Source organism: Agrobacterium sp. MS2, assembly GCF_003261015.1.
In the GTDB taxonomy this organism is placed as follows: Bacteria; Pseudomonadota; Alphaproteobacteria; order Rhizobiales; family Rhizobiaceae; genus Agrobacterium; species Agrobacterium pusense.
The window spans coordinates 25,418-42,036 of record NZ_QLNF01000004.1 but is presented as its reverse complement, the minus strand read 5'-3'; the positions used below and the strand labels follow the sequence as shown (position 1 = coordinate 42,036).

16 protein-coding genes are annotated in these 16,619 nt (G+C 60.8%); 6 read left to right on the top strand and 10 right to left on the bottom strand.

Features of this window, described 5'->3' with window-relative positions:
* The first annotated feature begins 80 nt into the window (after nucleotides 1–80).
* From DOU54_RS00920 to DOU54_RS00895, 6 genes are all read left to right on the top strand, one after another.
* Nucleotides 81–956, top strand: coding sequence for an ABC transporter permease (locus tag DOU54_RS00920; protein WP_072494761.1), 876 nt, complete (start codon nucleotides 81–83; stop codon nucleotides 954–956).
* Nucleotides 953–1,825, top strand: a complete 873-nt coding sequence (locus tag DOU54_RS00915) for an ABC transporter permease (RefSeq protein WP_113381287.1) — start codon at nucleotides 953–955, stop codon at nucleotides 1,823–1,825. The genes DOU54_RS00920 and DOU54_RS00915 overlap by 4 nt, the downstream gene beginning before the upstream one ends.
* Before the next feature lie 21 nt (nucleotides 1,826–1,846).
* On the top strand, nucleotides 1,847–2,839 hold the full coding sequence (locus DOU54_RS00910; protein WP_113381288.1) for an ABC transporter substrate-binding protein: 993 nt from the start codon (nucleotides 1,847–1,849) through the stop codon (nucleotides 2,837–2,839).
* 500 nt (nucleotides 2,840–3,339) lie between these two features.
* Complete coding sequence (locus DOU54_RS00905; protein ID WP_006699561.1) at nucleotides 3,340–4,536, top strand: efflux RND transporter periplasmic adaptor subunit; 1,197 nt, start codon at nucleotides 3,340–3,342, stop codon at nucleotides 4,534–4,536.
* Between the two features lie 13 nt (nucleotides 4,537–4,549).
* Entirely contained in the window at nucleotides 4,550–7,870 is a 3,321-nt protein-coding gene (locus tag DOU54_RS00900; RefSeq protein ID WP_113381289.1) for an efflux RND transporter permease subunit, read from the top strand.
* 466 nt (nucleotides 7,871–8,336) lie between these two features.
* Nucleotides 8,337–9,026, top strand: a complete 690-nt coding sequence (locus DOU54_RS00895; RefSeq protein WP_004443275.1) for a Crp/Fnr family transcriptional regulator — start codon at nucleotides 8,337–8,339, stop codon at nucleotides 9,024–9,026.
* A 68-nt stretch (nucleotides 9,027–9,094) separates the two neighbouring features.
* Here DOU54_RS00895 and aidB read toward each other — a convergent pair whose 3' ends face one another.
* From aidB to DOU54_RS00845, 10 genes are all read right to left on the bottom strand, one after another.
* A complete protein-coding gene (gene aidB / locus DOU54_RS00890; RefSeq protein ID WP_112557328.1) occupies nucleotides 9,095–9,919 on the bottom strand; it encodes an AidB family quorum-quenching N-acyl homoserine lactonase in 825 nt (274 codons plus the stop codon).
* Between the two features lie 3 nt (nucleotides 9,920–9,922).
* Nucleotides 9,923–10,534 carry an urease accessory protein UreG gene (gene ureG / locus DOU54_RS00885; protein WP_004443279.1) on the bottom strand — a complete coding sequence of 204 codons (612 nt, stop codon included), beginning with the start codon at nucleotides 10,532–10,534 and terminating at the stop codon, nucleotides 9,923–9,925.
* Nucleotides 10,535–10,784: 250 nt separating this feature from the next.
* Nucleotides 10,785–11,456 carry an urease accessory protein UreF gene (locus DOU54_RS00880; RefSeq protein ID WP_193603277.1) on the bottom strand — a complete coding sequence of 224 codons (672 nt, stop codon included), beginning with the start codon at nucleotides 11,454–11,456 and terminating at the stop codon, nucleotides 10,785–10,787.
* A 3-nt stretch (nucleotides 11,457–11,459) separates the two neighbouring features.
* Nucleotides 11,460–11,957, bottom strand: coding sequence for an urease accessory protein UreE (gene ureE, locus DOU54_RS00875; protein WP_004443285.1), 498 nt, complete (start codon nucleotides 11,955–11,957; stop codon nucleotides 11,460–11,462).
* A gap of 149 nt (nucleotides 11,958–12,106) precedes the next feature.
* Nucleotides 12,107–12,643: a peroxiredoxin gene (locus DOU54_RS00870; RefSeq protein WP_006699556.1), complete on the bottom strand. Its 537-nt coding sequence runs from the start codon at nucleotides 12,641–12,643 to the stop codon at nucleotides 12,107–12,109.
* Nucleotides 12,644–12,798: 155 nt separating this feature from the next.
* Nucleotides 12,799–13,467: a TIGR02117 family protein gene (locus DOU54_RS00865; protein WP_112766871.1), complete on the bottom strand. Its 669-nt coding sequence runs from the start codon at nucleotides 13,465–13,467 to the stop codon at nucleotides 12,799–12,801.
* A 12-nt stretch (nucleotides 13,468–13,479) separates the two neighbouring features.
* On the bottom strand, nucleotides 13,480–15,189 hold the full coding sequence (gene ureC / locus DOU54_RS00860) for an urease subunit alpha (protein ID WP_112766870.1): 1,710 nt from the start codon (nucleotides 15,187–15,189) through the stop codon (nucleotides 13,480–13,482).
* A gap of 4 nt (nucleotides 15,190–15,193) precedes the next feature.
* The gene (locus DOU54_RS00855) at nucleotides 15,194–15,838 is read right to left on the bottom strand and encodes a hypothetical protein (protein ID WP_045532181.1); all 645 of its coding nucleotides are present in this window, start codon (nucleotides 15,836–15,838) and stop codon (nucleotides 15,194–15,196) included.
* Nucleotides 15,839–15,842: 4 nt separating this feature from the next.
* Nucleotides 15,843–16,259, bottom strand: a complete 417-nt coding sequence (locus tag DOU54_RS00850) for a lysozyme inhibitor LprI family protein (RefSeq protein WP_082074323.1) — start codon at nucleotides 16,257–16,259, stop codon at nucleotides 15,843–15,845.
* 3 nt (nucleotides 16,260–16,262) lie between these two features.
* Complete coding sequence (locus tag DOU54_RS00845; protein WP_045532183.1) at nucleotides 16,263–16,619, bottom strand: GFA family protein; 357 nt, start codon at nucleotides 16,617–16,619, stop codon at nucleotides 16,263–16,265.

The window sequence follows — 16,619 nt, the reverse complement described above, 5'->3', positions numbered from 1 at the left end:
GGCAGGGCAGAGGGGGGTAAGCCTCACCCACAAGTCACCGCTAACCATCACCCTCAATGCACGCAGCGGAGCAAAACCCCATGACCCTCCTCCGCCACCGCGTCCTCCCCATCCTCGCCATCCTCCTCGCCATCCTCATTCTCTGGCACCTCGCCGTCATCTACCTCAACATGCCCTTCGCCCGCGACCAGGCCACCCGCGCTGGCCAGACGCCGGGCTTCCTCGAACTCCTGCCGCAAACCTTCGCGCAGGAGCGCCCGGTCCTCCCCGCGCCGCATCAGATCATCGCCGAACTCTGGGATACCACCGTCAACAAGGCCGTCACCTCCAAGCGCAGCCTCGTCTACCACGCCGGCGTCACGCTTTCGGCCACGCTGCTCGGTTTCGCCATCGGCGCGGTGCTGGGAATCCTGCTGGCGGTCGCGATCATCCATAACCGCGCCATGGACCGCTCCGTCATGCCGTGGATCATTGCCAGCCAGACGATCCCCATTCTCGCCATCGCGCCGATGATCATCGTTGTCCTGAACTCCATCGGCATTTCCGGACTGCTGCCGAAGGCGCTGATCTCGACCTATCTCTCTTTCTTCCCCATCGTCGTCGGCATGGTGAAGGGCTTAAGAAGCCCCGAAACCCTGCAGCTTGACCTGATGCACACCTATAATGCCTCACCAGCGCAGATCTTCTGGAAGCTGCGCTGGCCCGCCGCCCTGCCCTATCTCTTCACCTCGCTGAAGATCGCCATCGCCATCGCGCTTGTCGGCGCCATCGTCGGTGAATTGCCGACAGGCGCTGTTGCGGGTCTCGGCGCGAGACTGCTCTCCGGTTCCTATTATGGCCAGACGGTGCAGATATGGGCGGCGCTGTTCATGGCAGCCGGTGTCGCCGCCATTCTGGTATCGATCATCGGCGTCGCCCATGCCGCCGTCCTCAAGCGAATGGGAGCACGGCCATGACGAACCCCGGCTGGTTTATCGGCGCTATCCTGTTCTGGCTTGCCGCCTGGGCCTTCAACGAATGGCTGGTACGCCATGCCTTTATTTCCCAGAGCGCGAAACGCATAAGCCGCCTCGCCGTGCCGCTGCTGTTCGGCCTTGCCATTCTGGTTCTCTGGGAAGGGATGGTCCGCGGATTTTCCGTGCCGCCCATCCTGCTGCCGGCGCCGAGCGCCATTCTCGCCCGCCTTCTCGGCTCGCTGCCGATCCTCTGGGCGGATTTCCGCCAGACCTTCATCAAATCCGTACTGACGGGTTATGTCCTTGGCTGCGGCCTCGGGTTCCTCGTCGCCATCCTCATCGACCGCTCGCCTTTCCTGCAACGCGGGCTTCTGCCCATCGGCAACTTCGTCTCCGCCCTGCCGGTCGTCGGTGTGGCACCCATCATGGTGATGTGGTTCGGTTTCGACTGGCAGTCGAAAGTCGCCGTCGTCGTCATCATGACCTTCTTCCCGATGCTGGTGAACACGGTGCAGGGGCTTGCTGCCGCCAGCCACATGGAGCGCGACCTGATGCGCACCTATGCTGCCGGCTGGTGGCCGACGCTGATAAAACTGCGCCTGCCCGCAGCCTGGCCATTCATCTTCAACGCGCTGAAGATCAATTCCACGCTCGCCCTGATCGGCGCCATCGTCGCGGAATTCTTCGGCACGCCCATCGTCGGCATGGGTTTCCGCATCTCGGCGGAAATGGGCCGCAGCAATGTCGATATGGTCTGGGCCGAGATTGCCGTGGCGGCGCTCGCAGGTTCGGGCTTTTACGGTCTTGTGGCGCTCGCAGAACGGGCCGTCACCTTCTGGCATCCGTCCGTCCGTGGGGGACGAACGTAAATAACGAAAAAGGGAACAGCGATGAAAATGAAACTTGCATCCATGCTTCTTGCCGGGGCGTCACTGCTGACCGCATTTAGCACTCAGGCCGCCGACAAGATCACCCTGCAGCTGAAATGGGTCACCCAGGCGCAGTTCGCCGGATATTACGTCGCCAAGGACAAGGGCTTTTATGAAGCCGAAGGCCTGGATGTCGACATAAAGCCCGGCGGCCCGGATATTGCGCCCGCGCAGGTTCTGGCCGGCGGCGGGGCCGACGTCATCGTCGACTGGATGCCGTCTGCGCTTGCCACGCGTGAAAAGGGCGTGCCGCTGGTCAATATCGCCCAGCCATTCAAATCATCGGGCATGATGCTGACCTGCCTGAAGGAAACCGGCATCAAGAAGCCCGAGGATTTCAAGGGCAAGACGCTGGGCGTCTGGTTCTTCGGCAATGAATATCCATTCCTGTCGTGGATGGCGCATCTGAAAATCCCGACCACCGGCGGCGCCGATGGCGTGACCGTGCTGAAGCAGGGTTTCAACGTCGATCCGCTACTGCAGAAACAGGCCGCCTGCATTTCGACGATGACCTATAATGAATATGGCCAGGTCCTCGATGCCGGCATCAAGCCTGATGACCTCGTCACCTTCAAATATGAAGACGAAGGCGTGGCGACGCTGGAAGACGGGCTCTACGTTCTAGAAGACAAGCTGAAGGACGCCAAGTTCAAGGAGGACATGGTCAAATTCGTCCGTGCCTCCATGAAGGGCTGGAAATGGGCCGAGGAAAACCCTGACGAGGCCGCCGATATCGTTCTCGAAAACGACGCCTCCGGCGCGCAGACCGAAAAGCACCAGAAGCGCATGATGGGCGAAGTGGCAAAGCTGACGGCCGGCTCGAAGGGCGCTCTCGACAAGGCGGATTACGAGCGAACAGTGAAGACCCTGCTCGGCGGCGGCTCCGACCCCGTTATCACCAAGGAGCCCTCGGGCGCATATACGACCGAAATTACCGACGCTGCGTTGAAGTAGGCGCGGGCGGGAAGATAGGATCGCGCGGCGTTGACCGCGCGATTTTCTTGAATGACAACCTCTCTTCCGTCATCCTCAGGCTTGACCCGAGGATCTACCGACGTTTCGATTGCGGCGATGTGCCTGGATCCGCGTCAAGCCCGAGGATGACGGCGTATTAAGCGTTCTCAGAATTCCAGGCCGCGTCGCGCATTGGTAACCCATCAAACCAATTACAACACCTCGACCTATACAAAAATGTATATCAACCCTCGTGGCTATGCGGATTGATTTGCACGACAACAAGAATTACAGTCCCGCCCACAAGACTGCCAAATTTGATCTTGTAGAAAAAGCACAGGGCAAAGGTGCTTGAGATTCGCGTTGAGGGGCGTTCGAATCGGGAGGATCGAAAAGGGAGTATTGTGATCCCTTGTTTCACATTCGCCATCGCATGACCTTTTAAGATACGGGCCGTAGCCTGCAGGACATGTGAGCGGATATTGCGCGAGCCAAGACATATGCAGCATAAAGTCACGTTTAACCGTATTCTTTTCCTTCTTCTTCTGTCCGCAACGGCGCTTCCCCTTCCAGCAGCCGCGGAGGGAGAGGCACAGGCGCCGGTGAAACAGCAGAACGTGCCCTCGATCATCGTCGCGCATGTCGCAAAGCGCGACCTCGTTGACCGTGTTATCGCGACAGGCACAATCCGCCCGGTGGACGAAATCTACGTCCAGCCCTTGGTCGACGGCCTGTCGATCGACACGTTGAACGCCGATATCGGCGACCGGGTGGCGGCGAATGCGGTTCTGGCCGTCCTGTCCTCCGATAGCCTCGTCCTGCAAAAGAGCCAGCTCGAAGCCAACAAGGCCAAGGCCGAAGCTTCCGTCACCCAGTCCAAGGCGCAGGTGCTGGAGGCGCAGGCCAATCTGGCCGACGCCCTTCGCCAGCGCGACCGCGCCGCCAAGCTCAGCCAGACCGGTTCAGGCTCCATTTCCGAAACGGAAAAGACCGAAGCCCTCGCGCAGGTGGCGCAGGCTCGCCTCGATGCGGCCAAGCAGGCCGTTTCCGCCGGCGAAGCCGACATCAAGGTGGTTGACGCGCAGATCGCCGATATCGATCTCAAGCTCACGCGCACCGGCGTGAAAACCCCGGTCGCCGGCATCGTTTCAGCCAAGAACGCCAAGGTGGGCGCGATTGCCAGCGGCGCCGGAAACCCGCTTTTCACCGTTATCAAGGACGGCGCCATCGAACTTGTTGCCGATCTTTCCGAAACCGACATTCAAAACGTGAAAGTCGGCCAGAAAGCCTATTTGACGGTTGCTGGCGGAAGAGCGAAAATAGAAGGCAAGGTGCGCCTCGTTTCGCCGACCGTCGATCCGACGACGCGCCTCGGTTCCGTGCATGTGGTGCTGCCGGAAAACAGCCCGGCGCGATCGGGCATGTATGCCAGCGCAGAGATCGTGATCGAGGAGACGAACGCGCTCGCCTTGCCGCTCTCGGCTGTCACTTCCGGGCGTGAAGGCTCGACCACCCGCAAGGTGGAGGGCGACGTCGTCAAGCAGGTGAAGATCGAGACCGGCATAGAAGACGGTGGATTCATCGAGATCGTCAGCGGCCTTGCCGCTGGAGACAAGGTTGTCGAGAAAGCTGGAGCATTCGTGCGTGATGGTGACCGGATAAGACCGGTGGAAGCCCAGACGGCTGCGTCCAACTGACTGAGGGAATGAAATGAACTTCTCCGCATGGTCAATCCGTAACCCGATTGCGCCGCTTCTCGGCTTCGCGCTTTTGATGATGCTCGGCATGCAGGCGTTTAATACGCTGCCGATCACCCGTTTCCCGAATATCGACGTGCCCGTCGTCGCCGTCACCGTGACCCAGAGCGGGGCTTCGCCCTCCGAACTGGAGATGCAGGTGACGAAGGAGATCGAGGACGCCGTTGCCGCCATCAGTGGCGTCGACGAAATTCAGTCCACCGTGGTCGACGGCCAGTCGACGACAACGGTCGTGTTCCGCATCGAAAAACCGACGGAAGAAGCGGTTCAGGACACCAAGGACGCCATCGACAAGATCCGCAGCGATCTTCCCTCCGATATCGAAGTGCCCGTCGTCAGCAAGATCGACGTCGAGGGACAGGCGATCCAGACCTTCGCCGTCTCTTCGCCGAACATGACGCTGGAGGAACTGTCCTGGTTCGTGGATGACACGATCAAGCGCTCGCTGCAGGGCCAGTCCGGCATCGGCAAGGTCGACCGTTACGGCGGCGCGGACCGCGAGGTGCGCGTTTCGCTCAGCCCCGAGAAGCTCGATGCCTATGGCATCACCGCGACAGAGGTGAACAGCCAGCTGCGCGGCACCAATATCGACCTCGGCTCCGGCCGCGGCCAGGTGGGCGGCAACGAGCAGACCATCCGTACGCTGGGCGATACACGCGATGTAAGCCAGCTTGCCAACACCACGATTGCGCTTTCCAACGGCCGCTTCGTCAAGCTTTCCGAACTCGGCACGGTTACGGACACATATGAAGAGCAGAAGTCCTTCTCGCGCTTCAACGGCAATCCGGCCGTCACCTTTGCGGTGTTCCGCTCCAAGGGCGCGAGCGAGGTTTCGGTCGCCGAAACCGTCGCGCAAAGTCTCGATCAGGTCCGCAAGGACCACCCCGATGTCTCGATCGAGATGGTCGATGACGCCGTCTATTTCACCTATGGCAACTACAAGGCCGCACTGGACACGCTGATCGAAGGCGCGATCCTCGCCGTTATCGTGGTCCTTCTCTTCCTCCGGAACTGGCGCGCGACACTGATCGCCGCCGTGGCGCTGCCGCTTTCCGCGATCCCGACCTTCTGGATCATGGATATCATGGGCTTTTCGCTCAACCTCGTCAGCTTCCTCGCGCTTACACTCGCCACGGGTATTCTCGTGGATGACGCCATCGTGGAAATCGAGAACATCGCCCGACATATCAAGATGGGCAAGACGCCGTATCGCGCGGCCCTCGAAGCAGCCGATGAAATCGGGCTTGCCGTCATCGCGACCAGCTTCACCATCATCGCCGTCTTTGTGCCCGTCTCGTTCATGCCGGGTATTCCGGGCCAGTACTTCATCCAGTTCGGCCTCACTGTCGCCTTCTCTGTATTCTTCTCGCTGGCAGTGGCCCGTCTCATCACGCCCCTGATGGCGGCCTATCTGATGCGCGCCGAAGACGCGATGGACGATCACCACGACAATGACGGCAGGCTGATGAAGGCCTATACGCGCATGGTGACCGCCACCACGCGGAAATGGTGGGCGCGTTATCTCACGCTATTGGGAGCGATTGCCTTCCTCGTCGCCTCAGTGATGCTGTTGAGCCAGGTCCCCGGCAGCTTCCTGCCGCCTGATGACGCCTCGCGCGTCACCCTGTCCGTTGAACTGCCGCCCAATGCGACGCTGGATGAGACCGACCGCACGACGACGCAGATCTACCAGGCGATCCGTGACATCAACGGCGTGGAAAGCGTCTTCATCCTCGGTGGCGCTTCGCCCAAGGGGGACCTGGAGCTGCGCCGCGCCACGGTCAATGTCATCCTTGAGCATATCGATCACTCGCTGCTGAAAACGCTCGTCAACAAGGGGCTTGGCTCCATTCCGCTCATCGGCCAATATCTTCCCAAGCTGGAGGAGAAGGGTCGTACACGTCCGCAATGGGATGTCGAGCGGGATATTTTCGCGCAGGTGCGTGGCATTGCGGATGTCCGCATCATCAAGCTGAACGACCGCGCGGAACGCGAGCTTTCCTTCAACTTCCTCTCAACCAACGAGAAGGATCTGAACGACGCCGTGGGCATTCTCGAAAGCCGCCTGCGCGCTTCGCCCATCCTTGCCAATGTCAGCTCGGAAGGCGCTCTGCCCCGTCCCGAACTGCAGATCCGCCCGCGCAAGGACGAGATCGCCCGCCTGGGCATCACGCCGCAGCAGATTTCGCAGACCGTGCGCGTCGCCACCATCGGTGATATCGATGCGCAGCTGACGAAAATCTCGCTGGATGACCGGCAGATCCCGATCCGCGTGCAGGCTTCGCTCGATACCCGCCGCGATCTCGCCACGATCCGCGCCTTGAAGATCAAGACCGCCTCCGGTTCGCTGGTGCCGCTCTACAGCGTGGCCGATATCGATTATTCGGAAGGCCCGAGCTCGATCAAGCGCAACGACCGCAACCGCGTCGTCTCCATCGGCTCGGACGTGCCTTTCGGCACGGCGCTCGATACGTCAACGGCCGAGTTCAAGCGCATCGTTTCGGAAACCAACCTGCCGGCAAGCGTTCGGCTTGCCGAAAGCGGTGACGCCAAGGTGCAGGGCGAAATGCAGCAGGGCTTCGTCAACGCCATGCTGCTCGGTCTGATGCTGGTGCTGGTGGTGCTCATCCTGCTGTTCAAGGATGTCATCCAGCCCTTCACCATCCTGTTCTCGCTGCCGCTTGCCATCGGCGGTGTGGCCGTCGCGCTCATCATCACCCAGAACGCGCTCTCCATGCCGGTTCTCATCGGCATTCTGATGCTGATGGGCATCGTGACCAAGAACGCCATCCTGCTGGTGGATTTCGCCATCGAAATGCGCCGTCACGGCATGGAGCGGGTGCATGCCATGGTGGAGGCCGGCCGCAAGCGCGCCCGCCCGATCATCATGACCTCCATCGCCATGTCGGCGGGCATGCTGCCGTCGGCGCTCGGCGTCGGCGAAGGCGGTTCGTTCCGCGCACCGATGGCGATTGCCGTCATCGGCGGCATCATCGTTTCCACGGTGCTGTCGCTGATCGTGGTGCCGGCCTTCTTCCTGATCATGGACGACCTGTCGCGTCTGCTCGCCCACCTCTTCGGCCGTTTCGTCGGCAAGAAGGAAGAGGAGGAAGAGGCCCTCTCCAACGAGAAACTCTCGGAGATCGCCCGCGAAAACAGCCTCGCGCTTTCCTCGCTGGAGGCACGGGTGGCGAGTATGGAAAAGGGCAGCGGCGACAAGGCCGCGGACAAGGGCAGCAATATATTGCGATTGCCGCCGCTTGCCGCGGAGTGAGTGCTGCAGCTTGAAGATTGAGACGCCGGGTCATGTGCCCGGCGTTTCCATATACTTTGGGAGAGCACGACATAGCAGATCGTTTCTTCTCCCCGCCGGGGAGAAGGTGGCCCGAAGGGTCGGATGAGGGGGCAAGCTCTCCTGATATCTCGACCCTCGCCCCCTCATCCCGCTGCCGCGGACTTCCCGCCGGCGGGGAGAAGAAATATGCCGCACGCGCTCGCTCCATGTTTCCCTTGTGATTGGAAGCATGAGCAGCCCCATCATTTCCTTCCTCACAACGGCCGCACCCCCGTTTGATCGAAATCAATTCGCTTTCCACCTGAACTGCTAGTCTCCCTCGCATCGGGAATTGCCGGTCGAGGAAAATGCGATGAGTTCAGTGCAGATGGGCGTGAGGGGCAAGGAACATCCCCGGTTTCGTATCGCTTCGGACAGCCCGGCAAAAGGTTTGAGCGGGAGCCGAATGGACGTGAACAAGACCGTGAAGCTGAGCAACAGGGACAGGAACATTCTGCTGCGTGCGCCCTTGATCGGGATCGCGGATGACGCAGTGGCGCTGAAGCTGATGGAGGCGGCGACCATCGCCAATGTGAATGCCCGCCATGTGCTTTTTAAGGAAGGCGAACTGGCCCAGCATTTCTATTGCGTGCTGTCGGGTTATGTCAGGCTCTACCGGCTGGACAGGCACGGCCGCGAGGCGGACGTGCGCGTCAGCGGCCCCGGCGATACCTTCAATGAATGCCTGATCTTCGGTAGCGACACCTATCGTTACAGCGCGCAGGCGGCGGAAAGCTGCACCGTGGCACGTTTCGAACTCACCAGGCTGCGCAGCCTGATCGATCAGGAACCGGCCATCGCCAAGGCCGTCATGCGCTGCCTGTCCAACAGCCTGCTGGCCGCCATGGACTGCGTTGCCAATGACCGCCTGCAGACGGCACCGCAGCGTGTCGCCCATTACCTCATCAATCAGGGCCCGCGCGACGCGACATCCTTCTCGCTGCGGTTGCCGTTCCAGAAAAGCCTGCTCGCCGGCAAGCTCGGCCTTGCGCCGGAGGCCCTCTCCCGCGCTTTCTCCACCCTGAAAAAGTCCGGCGTCACGGTGCGCGGTCGCATCGTCCAGGTCAATGACGTGGCGGCGCTGAAACAGATCTGAAAATACGGGGAGAGGACGAAGGGCGGGAGGCCATCAGGCATTCCGCCCTTGGGTGTATTGCACGGAAGTCATCCAGGCTGCGGTATAAAACCGAAACTGTCGCCCCGCCGCTCGACCGTAAAAAAGCCGCCGAGATGGCCGCCGGACACCAGCCAACCATGGTCAGCCGCCGCCGACAACGCTTCGAGACGCGTCGCGTGGGCGAGTTCAGAATCGATATCATAGACAAAAGCAATTCCGGGATCGGCCGCCTGCATGTCCCCGACATGCAGCACATCGCCCCATAACATCAACCGCTTATCGTCTCTTCCTATGAGGTAAGCCATCTGTCCGGGCGTATGACCGGGCACCGCGATTGCCTCTATGTCCTCGGCAACCGTCCCCACCGAGATCGGCCGCAACATCGCGCCGCAAATATCGATCAGGCGGGCAGCCAGATCGAAACCGCCCTGCCGGGCGGGCGGCAATGTCTTTCGCGCCTCTGCATTGGTGAAAAAGGCAAGATCGGCCTCCGGCACCCATATCTCCGCCTTGGGAAAATAAGGCCGGTCGCCATCGATGAGGCCCAGCGCGTGATCACCGTGAATATGGGTGAGGATGACACGGCTGACATCATCAGGCTGAATACCGGCGGTAATCATCTCCGCGCGGGCATGGCCATAGGCCTCGCCCCAGGCCGTGCCGCAGCCGGCATCGATCAGCCAGATGCCCTCAGGTCCCGAAAGCGTGAAGCAGTTGACGTCCATATCCACTGTTTCGCCGTGATGGCCGGCAAGGGCCGCAGCCAGCGCTTCGGCACCCTGGCGGTGAATGAGATGGCTGACCGGTGCCTTGTAGACACCGTCGACAAAACGGGAAACTTCGTAAGCGCCGAAACGGCGGGGCATCGTCATTATTCAGAGACCGCCCTGCTCTTTCAGGAAACCGACGATGCGGTCCACGCCATCGCCCCGTTTCATGTCGGTAAAAACAAAGGGCATGGCGTTGCGCATGCGGGTCGCATCGCTGTCCATGACAGTCAGATCCGCGCCAACATAAGGCGCAAGGTCCTTCTTGTTGATGACGAGCAGGTCCGAACGGGTGATGCCTGGCCCGCCCTTGCGCGGAATTTCCTCGCCCTGGCAGACGGAAATCACATAGATGGTGATATCGGCAAGATCAGGCGAAAAGGTCGCCGCGAGGTTATCACCACCGGATTCGATGAAGACCACGTCGAGATCGGGAAAACGCTGGTTGAGCCCGGCAATCGCCTGCAGATTGATCGTGGCATCTTCGCGAATGGCCGTATGCGGGCAACCGCCCGTCTCCACCCCGACGATCCTTTCGGAAGGCAGCGCCTGCATGCGCACCAGTGCCTCGGCATCTTCCTTGGTATAGATATCATTGGTGACGACGGCGACCGAATAATCGGCGCTCATCGCCTTGCAGAGCTTTTCCGTCAGCGCCGTCTTGCCGGAACCCACCGGCCCGCCAATCCCAACGCGCAGCGGACCATTACCCGATTTCATCACTCTGTTCCCTTCACTATGCTGTGGTCCAATCTTACGACAACCACTCAAATTACAGCTCAAATATACGCAAGGATCGTGCCACTTGTTTCTTCTCCCCGCCGGGGAGAAGGTGGCCCGAAGGGTCGGATGAGGGGGCTAGCTCTCCGGATATCTCTACCCTTGCCCCCTCATCCCGCTGTCGCGACCTTCTCCGCGGTGGGGAGAAGAAACAAGTGGCACGCGCTCGCCCCATCGATTGCAGTCGCTTTCACGACCGGAAAAGCCGTGTCCCCTGAGTTTCATGACGCATTGCCGCCGTATCGGCGATGATCGTGGCGCTGCCGAGGTCATCAAGCGTGGACTGGACGGCCCGTGCCGCCACCTCGGCAATCCCAGCCTCGCTTGCGGCGAGAATGGCAACGCCATCTTTCTGGCCCGCGACGCCGAGACGGATAGCGGCAGAAACGATCTGTGAAACACCTGCATGCAGAAAGGCGGCAAGCGTCTCGCGCAGCGGCACGCCGTGGCCCGCGGCCACAGCGCCTATGGCGACGGGATAGGGAGCCTCTTTCGGCAACAGCTCCAGAACCGCATGCGGCCATGCGCTGGCGGCGGAAACGAAGGCGTCCCCCAGAAGCACTGTCTCCCGATAACGCTCCGCCGAACCGGCGAGCGCGCGGCCAAGATCAGCGGTTTCGCTGAGCGCTACGGCATCCTGCGAGCATCGCCAGGCATCTGCCAGAAAAACCGCGTCGTTCCACAGGCTGCCATGGAGAAGAAGCGTTTCCACCCAGCCGCTCAACTCGGCGGCATTACGCACACGCCCGTCCTCCACCGTCTTTTCCAGCCCGCCCGAATAGGAAAAGCCGCCGACAGGAAACGCCGGCGACATCCAGGCCATCAGGCGCAGCAGCGCGGCGACGCCGCGTTCCCCGCTCACGCCTCAGCCGTGATCATGATGGTGGTGGCCATGCCCGTGCCCGTGATCATGGCCATGCGAGTGGCCGCCATGGGCGTGATAAGCGCCGCGCGCCGGCTGAAACGGCTCTTCCACCTCGCGCACTGTGGCGCCCAGACCTTCCAGCATGGCGCGAATGACATGGTCACGCAGGATGAGAATACGCTCCTCCTCGATCTGCGCCGAAAGATGCCGGTTGCCCAGATGCCAGGCGAGCTCAATCAGGTGAAGGCGGTCCTTTGCCTTGATTTCGAACAGCTTTTCATCCGCCGCACGAACCTCGATCAGATCGCCGTTTTCGACCACCAAAAGGTCGCCATGGGCAAACAGCACGGCTTCCTTCAGGTCCAGCATCACCATCTCGTCATTCTGCAGATGCAGAAGCTTGCGGCGCAGATGCCGCTGGTCATGCGCCAGCGTGACATAGCCGGAGGGCTCGTCGGCAGGGGTTCCGGCCGGGTGATAGGAGGTGACGCGCAGCATGGGATGATCCGTTTCAGAAACAGTCTTGGGGGTCTGATTTTTGACGGATAGGCGGGGGGATTTCAAGGTGTGTTTTCAGGGCGGCAATGCCTCGGAAAACAAAAAGCCCGGCATCGCTGCCGGGCCTTTCTCAAACAACAAAACCAAAATCAGGCCGCAGCGCGGCTTTTCAGGTTTTCCAGAATGTTCTGCGGCGAGGAAACGCCGTAGGGGTCGCTATCGCAATTGTCCGAATAGCCTTCTTCCTCGAACCACTGCTCGACGACGCCATCGTTGATGACGGCCGCGTAACGCCAGGAGCGCATGCCGAAACCGAGATTGTCCTTGGCGACCAGCATGCCCATCTTGCGGGTGAACTCGCCCGAACCGTCAGGAATGACCTTGACGTTTTCGAGGTTCTGACCCTTGGCCCAGGCGTTCATGACGAAAGCATCATTGACCGACAGGCAATAGATTTCATCAACGCCGAGCGCACGGAACTCGGGTGCGAGCTTTTCGAAATCAGGAAGCTGGTACGTCGAGCATGTCGGCGTGAAAGCGCCGGGCAGCGAGAAGAGGACGACCTTCTTGCCCTTGAAATAATCGTCTGACGTCATGTCCTGCCAACGGAAGGGGTTCGGGCCGCCAACGGCCTCATCGCGAACGCGCGTGCGGAAGGTTACGGCGGGCACTTTTTTGCCGAGCATGTCTTGTCTCCTGTTCTGGCGTTTTGCGAGGCATCGCTTGGGATCGATCCGCGCGGAATTCTTTTGCCGTTTCCATAGCGCAAGACGCGCTGCGGTGCAGCATAAAAATAGGATTCCAGCCACCAAATGCGCGAAATGCCGCACGGAATTGGGGATCAATTGTGCAGGTCTATCGACCAGCGCAACAGCGGCGGCAAGGGCGTCCACCAACCGGTTTGAACGCCCGCTTCCCGCAACATCGCGGCTGACCACGTGTTACAGCCGGCGAACGCATTGAACTGGCCATTCGCCTCGAAAAAAGCGTCCGTCAGGCCGTAGCCAGCACCGGGTACCGGCCTGACACCGTCATCGTTTCCGGCAAAACTCGCCCGGATGCCCGCGACGAGACGCTGATAACCCGCTTCGGAAATTCGAAGCCGTTTCACTCCGGCGAGATCAGCGGGAAAATCACCTGTCACATCCACATGCATGACGGAGCTGTCCAGCGTGAAAGAGCGCAGAACCGGCATCGGTTTCAAATCGGCCCAGGTGGGCGTCTGAATGTAAAACGAGCGGCCGCCCCAGCCGAACACCAGATAGGCCGCAGCTGGATGATTGACCGCAATCCCACCCTCCTGCAACGCGGCAAAGCCCCGCCGCAGATCGTCATCAACCGGCAGGGCGATATCGGTGTGGATCGGGTTGGATAAGAGCAGGATTTCCCTGCTCTTTTCGCCTTCACCCACCTGCTCGGCAAAAAACGGGCGCGGCGCAACCGTGCCCAGCACAAGAAGCAGGAGGAGCAGCAGCAGGCCGCCGCCGATCCATCGTGTGAGGCGTCTCAAGAGCGCCTGCCGTCAGAACAGGAAATAACGCTGCGCCATCGGCAGCACGGTCGCCGGTTCACAGGTCAGAAGCTCGCCATCCGCACGTACTTCATAGGTCTCGGGGTCAACCTCGATATGCGGCGTCAGCGAATTGTGGATCATCGAGGCCTTGGAAATGCCGCCGCGCACATTCTTCACCGGCAGCAGCTTCTTCGCGACACCGAGACGCTGGGCAAGGCCACCGTCAAGCGACGCCTGCGAGACAAAAGTGACCGAGGAATTGGTGCGCAGCTTGCCATAGGCGGCAAACATCGGCCGATAATGCATCGGCTGCGGCGTGGGGATGGAGGCATTCGGATCGCCCATCGGCGCGGCAGCGATCGAGCCGCCCAGCAGCACCATTTCCGGCTTCACGCCGAAAAACGCCGGGTTCCAAAGAACCAGATCGGCACGCTTGCCGACTTCGATGGAGCCGATCTCGTGGCTGACACCCTGGGCGATGGCCGGGTTGATGGTATATTTGGCGATGTAACGACGAACACGGAAATTGTCGTTTTCGCCGGTCTCTTCCTTCAGGCGGCCACGCTGGCGCTTCATCTTGTCAGCGGTCTGCCAGGTGCGGATCGCCACCTCGCCGACACGGCCCATGGCCTGACTATCGGAGGAAATGATCGAAAACGCGCCGATATCGTGGAGAATATCCTCCGCCGCAATGGTTTCCTTGCGGATGCGGCTTTCGGCAAAGGCGATATCTTCGGGGATGGACGGCGACAGGTGGTGGCATACCATCAGCATGTCGAGATGTTCCGCCAGCGTATTGACGGTGTAAGGCCGCGTCGGGTTGGTCGAGGACGGAATGACGTTGGGATTGCCGCAGACCTTGATGATGTCAGGCGCGTGGCCACCACCCGCCCCTTCGGTGTGGAAAGCGTGGATGGTGCGGCCCCGGATAGCCGCAACCGTGTCTTCCACGAAACCGCTCTCGTTCAGAGTGTCGGTATGGATCATCACCTGCACGTCATATTCGTCGGCCACCGTCAGGCAATTGTCGATGGCGGCGGGCGTCGTGCCCCAGTCCTCATGCAGCTTCAACGAGGAGGCACCGGCGAGGATCATTTCTTCCAGCGGACCCGGCAGAGAGGCATTGCCCTTGCCCGCAAGCGCGAGGTTCATCGGGAAAGCATCGAAGCTTTCGATCATCCGCTCGATATGCCATGCGCCGGTGCAGGTGGTGGCAAGCGTGCCGTGCGCCGGGCCGGAGCCGCCGCCAAGCATGCAGGTCACACCACTCATCAGCGCTTCTTCGATCTGCTGCGGGCAGATGTAATGGATATGCGCATCCATGCCGCCGGCGGTCAGAATCTTGCCTTCGCCGGCAATTGCTTCCGTCGAGGGACCGACGATGATCGTCACGCCGGGCTGCGTATCGGGATTGCCGGCCTTGCCGATGGCGTGAATGCGGCCGTTCTTCAGGCCCACATCTGCCTTGTAGATGCCGCTATGGTCAACGATGACGGCATTGGTGATGACGGTATCGACAGCGCCCTCTGCCCGCGTCGCCTGGCTCTGGCCCATGCCGTCGCGAATGACCTTGCCACCGCCGAATTTCACTTCCTCGCCATAGGTCGTGTGGTCCTTCTCGATCTCGATGAAGAGTTCGGTATCAGCAAGACGCACCTTGTCGCCAACGGTCGGGCCGAACATGCCGGCATAGGCGGCGCGGGAAATCTTGTATGGCATGGGTTCAGGCTCCTTCGGACGCGGAGAAAATCGGTATGGGAGAAAATCGTGTCAGCCGGCCCGTTCCCGCAAGGGCATCGACCAGCTGTTGTTCGGCGGTAAAGGGATGGCCGCTCCAGCCCTGGTGGCTGAAACCGGCAATCGTCACCTCGTCATCATCGCCGCTGACATTTTCAAGAACATGGGCAATGGCAACGAGGCCGGTGCTGGGGCAGACGTATGGTGCGGGCTTATAGGCTTCGAGCGCCGTATCGAGCCTCTCATGCACACCGCGAGAAATAACGACATGGCTCTTGCCGCCAGCTCGTGCGATGGCCGCGAATTCGCCGGTATAATCGGCGCAGAAATCAGTGAGTTCCGGCCAGGCTGCGCGGATGCCGGGTTCCATTTCGGCAAATTTCGCAGGATCGCGCACCGACCAGATGGCGGCGGCTTGGCGCACACCATGGCTCTCGCGCCATTCGCTTCCCTCGGTCATCTCACGGCCCGGCCGCCCGGTATTACACACGGCCACCACATCGGTGCGCGTACCGCCCAGCCCAAGAGACCGGCAATCATTAAAACGGACGACGATATCCGACCGGTCGATAAGCAGGGCCGCGCCTGGCGGCAGCTCCCCGTTTCCGACAATCGTGATCCGCCGCCCCATGGGTTCAGAAACCTTCCGAGAGTTGGCGCAGTTCTTCCGCCCGCTTGCCGCTCGTCTCGGCCAGGCAGGAAGAGATCAGCATCGGCTCCATTGAGCCGCCACGCGCCTGAAAACCGGCAAGTGCGCAATTGGCGTCACGGAACGCCACCCATGCGCGCTGAGCTGTCACCAGCGCGTCGGTTGCACCCTTTCCATCCGCATCCGCCGCCTTGTCACGTTCGATGAGCAGCTTGCGCAGCTTCTGATAAGCGACATTGAGCTCTTTGTCGGCCTTTTCGTAATCCTTGCCGGCGCAAATCGTCATGTCCGCCTGCGTCTGCGGTTCCTTGCAGTTCGGCTCCTGCGCGGCAACCGGCATGGAAATACCGGCGGTTACGCAGATGAGAGCGGTCATGACGAGGTTGTTCTTGCTGATCGCCATCGCTCAGGCCGCCGCGCCGTCATAAGCCTGCGGCTTCAGCGCCCGCGGATCGACGCCATCGAGACAATTGGCATTGACCGCCACCATCGGCGTACCGTCAGGCCCATCGGCATAGGCAAAGCTTTCAATGCCGCAGGTGGAGCAGAAAAAATGATGGATCCTGTGTTTGTTGAAGAGATATTCACTCAGCGTGCCCTCGCCGGAAAGCAACGTGAACTTGTCACGCGGCGCGAAGGCGAGCGTGGAGCCCAGACGTTTGCACCGCGAACAATTGCAGACAACAGTGTGATCGAGATCGGCATCGACCTCGAAGCTGACGCTGCCGCACTGGCAGCTTCCATGATAATGCGCCGTCGCCAT